Here is a 3,086-nt window from a genome sequence, read left to right as displayed (position 1 = left end):
GCCTCACACCGTCCTCCCCAGCGCTCCATCCCCTCCTCCGCGCGGCATCGCGAGGTGTGGTAGAGAGCACGGCCCCCCCCCCCCCCCCCGCCCCGACGGGGACACCGGCGGCGGCACGGCTTAGGCGGGTGCCCGCCACACCGCCCCGGTCAGGGTGGGCACCACGTCGGGCGTGATCTCCACGCCGGGGAACACCGTCTCGTAGGCCCGGCGGAACGCGCCCAGGGCGGGCGGCACGAGCCCCGCGCTCATCTCCCGCCATGCCGGGTGGAGCATGTACCGCAGCGCGGCCACCGCGTCCTCCACCTCGCCCGACAGCCGGTAGACGGTGTGCGCCACCTCGAACGGGTGGAACGTCTCCCGCGTCTCCACGTCGGCCGCGGGAACGTCGTCGGGCCGCGTCACGTCCAGCACCACCAGCCGGCCGCCGGGCGCCACCAGGGGCCGCAGAACGGGCAGCACCGCCTCGGGCGGGCCCATCGCGAAGAGGCTGTTCATGGCGAACACCGCGTCGAAGACGCCGTCGCGGCCGGGGGACAGGTCGTGGACGTCCCGCCGCTCGTAGCGGACGTTCGGCGGATTGTCCTTCGCGGCGGCCACCGCGAGCATGCCGGCCGAGATGTCCACGCCGACGACCTCACGGTAACGGTCGGCGACCAGGCGGGAGTTGCGGCCGTTGCCGCATCCGACGTCCAAGGCCCGCCCGCCGCCGTCGAGACGGTCCAGCAGCCAGGCGCGGGCCGGGTTGCCCTCCCGGTCCATCGCCCCGATGAACCGGTCGTACAGCTCGGCGAGTTCGTCGAACGGCGGCCGGGATTCCGTGGAGCCCTCGGTGACCATGATGTCTCCGTCCTGCGGTGCGGCGGGAACGCTTCGCACTGTACGGACCGGAGCACGCGCCCGGCAGCCCGCCGGACGGCGGCGGCGGGAAAACCACGCGACCGCGCGGTACGGGCCCCCGGTGGCCGGGACGGCCCGCCGGCCGGCTGGTGGGAAGACACCGGGCCGGCGCGGGGAGACGGACGGTCAGCGCAGCGCGGAACCGTGCGGCGGGCGTTCGGGCGCGATGCCGACGGCGTTCATGTAGGCCGAGAGGACCAGCTTGCCCACCGCAGGGTACGCGCCCAGCGGCTCGGCCATCGCGCAGCCCGCCTCCTTGGCGCCCGCGGCCAGCAGCCCCGGCGGCACCTCGGGGCCGATCACACAGGGCGCCAGCGCCAGTTGCCGCGAGCCCGCGTCGGTCAGCCGGCCGGCGGTCTCCGCGACGGAACCCTCGGTGTCCAGTGCCGCCGCCAGCACCGGGACGGCCAGCCGGGCGGAGAGCAGCATGCCGGTGATCCCGGCCGCCTGCACGGCCTCCTCGCCGCCCACGGCGGCCAGCACGATGCCGTCGGCGGCCGTGGCCACGGTGAACAGCCGGGCCCGGTCGGCGCGCGCCAGCCCGGCCTCCGACAGCCGCACATGGACGGCCTCCGCCAGCAGCGGGTGCGGCCCCAGCACGTCCGTCAGCCCGGCCCCCGTGCCGCTGCCCAGCACGGCCTGCCGTATGGCCCGCAGATGGACGCTGTCCGGGCCGGCGAGCAGCGGCACCACGACCGGCACCGGCGCCGCGCCCGCGCCGCGCTCCGGGCCCGCCGTGACGGCCTGGGTCAGCACCTCCGCCAGCGCGGGGAACTCCGCGCCCGCGCCCTCGACGTAGCCCACCCGCGCGTCCAGGCCGGGCAGCTCCGACCGGGCGATGCTCAGCACCTCTTCCGCCAGGCCACGGACCTCCGGCGAGGGCCCGCCCGGTACGGCGAGCACCAGCGTGGGCGCGCCCTCGGGGGCGCTCACGGGCTCCGGACGGCGGTGCCGTCCGGACTGGCGGGGACGCGGCATTCGTACGGGCAGACCCGATCCTGGCCCAGTGGAGGAGCTCATGTCGCCGCATGTTAATGCCTTGATGTGCTTGGCTGTTCGTCCGGGGGAATCCGGCCCGAATCTGTCCGGATATATCCCGCGCGGCAGTGTTAACGGCAGGTTGACGTCTTTACCCGACCTGTCCACCGCGAAGGGGACGCGCCGGTGTCTCGACCCGCAGCAGGAACGGATCGACCGGCAGGCGCGGCCCGCCGCCGGGGAGCGCGGCGGCGATCCGCAGCGCGCCGGCGAGCGGGTCCCCGGCGGCGGGCACGGTCACCGCGTGCGGCAGCCGCCGTTCCAGCTCCTCCCGCAGCGGCGCGAGCAGCGGCTCGCCCATCCGGAACAGCCCGCCGGTCAGCGCCACCTCGCCGCCGGCCCCGTGCGGGCAGACGGCGGCGGCCGTCGCGGCGATCTCCGCCGCCGAGGTGCGCAGGATGTCCCGCGCGACCGGGTCGGCGTCCTCCCCGGCGGCGCACCGGGCCACCTCGGGCGCGAACGACGCCAGCACGGCGGGCCGGTCGCCGCGCGGGTACAGCCGGGACGGCAGACCCGTCACCGGGCCGAACGCCTCCACCGCCCGCGTCAGCAGCGGCAGCGAGCCGCCCTCGCGCCCGTCGTGGGCGCGCAGCGCGGCCTCCAGACCGGCCCGGCCGATCCAGGCGCCGCCCCCGCAGTCGCCCAGCAGATGACCCCAGCCGTCCGCCCGCCGCCACGCGCGCAGATCGGTGCCCAGCGCGATGACCCCGGTGCCCGCGGCGACCACGACGCCCGGCCGTTCGCCCAGCGCCCCGGCGTACGCGGTCACCGCGTCGGCCGCCAGCGCCACCCCGCGCGTCCCCAGCTCCGCGGCGAGGACGCCCGGCACCTCGGCGCGCAGCCGGTCGCCGAGCGTGGCCATGCCCGCCGCGCCCACGCACACCGCCGTCACCGGTTCCCCCGGCGCCCCGGCGTCCGCCAGCAGCCGCCGCGCGGCGGGCAGCAGCGTCCCGAGCAGGTGCCCGGCGTCGAGGCCGCCGCCGCCGGTGCGCACCGGCAGCGGGGTCGCGTACCGGCCGGCCGGGACGGGCGCGCCGCCGTCCGCGCGGGCCAGCGCGACGCGCGTCCCCTAGCCGCCGGAGTCCACGCCCAGCACCCACCCGCGCGCGGCGGCCGCCCCCCTCTCGCCTCCCGCCACCCCCGCCCGC

At 77.8% G+C, this 3,086-nt stretch carries 2 protein-coding genes and 1 pseudogene; all 3 read right to left on the bottom strand.

What is annotated here, in order from left to right:
- Positions 1-120: 120 nt before the first annotated feature.
- The 3 genes and pseudogenes from BN2279_RS07705 to BN2279_RS07695 all read right to left on the bottom strand — a co-directional run bounded on the left by BN2279_RS07705 (position 121) and on the right by BN2279_RS07695 (position 3,025).
- Positions 121-840 (bottom strand): class I SAM-dependent methyltransferase, encoded by a 720-nt coding sequence (locus BN2279_RS07705; protein ID WP_059007786.1) that lies wholly within the window; start codon positions 838-840, stop codon positions 121-123.
- Between the two features lie 186 nt (positions 841-1,026).
- Positions 1,027-1,920 (bottom strand): sirohydrochlorin chelatase, encoded by an 894-nt coding sequence (locus BN2279_RS07700; protein WP_079031958.1) that lies wholly within the window; start codon positions 1,918-1,920, stop codon positions 1,027-1,029.
- Between the two features lie 109 nt (positions 1,921-2,029).
- Positions 2,030-3,025 (bottom strand): annotated as a pseudogene (locus BN2279_RS07695) (N-acetylglucosamine kinase).
- Positions 3,026-3,086 lie beyond the last annotated feature (61 nt).

Source organism: Streptomyces specialis, from assembly GCF_001493375.1.
GTDB lineage: Bacteria > Actinomycetota > Actinomycetes > Streptomycetales > Streptomycetaceae > Streptomyces > Streptomyces specialis.
The sequence above is the reverse complement of the archived record's forward strand: the minus strand, read 5'-3'. Positions and strand labels throughout refer to the sequence as shown.

Bases quoted from the DNA above. Each gene is read 5' to 3' on its own strand.
- BN2279_RS07705 (WP_059007786.1), bottom strand. From the start codon at position 840: ATGGTCACCGAGGGCTCCACGGAATCCCGGCCGCCGTTCGACGAACTC.
- BN2279_RS07700 (WP_079031958.1), bottom strand. From the start codon at position 1,920: ATGAGCTCCTCCACTGGGCCAGGATCGGGTCTGCCCGTACGAATGCCG.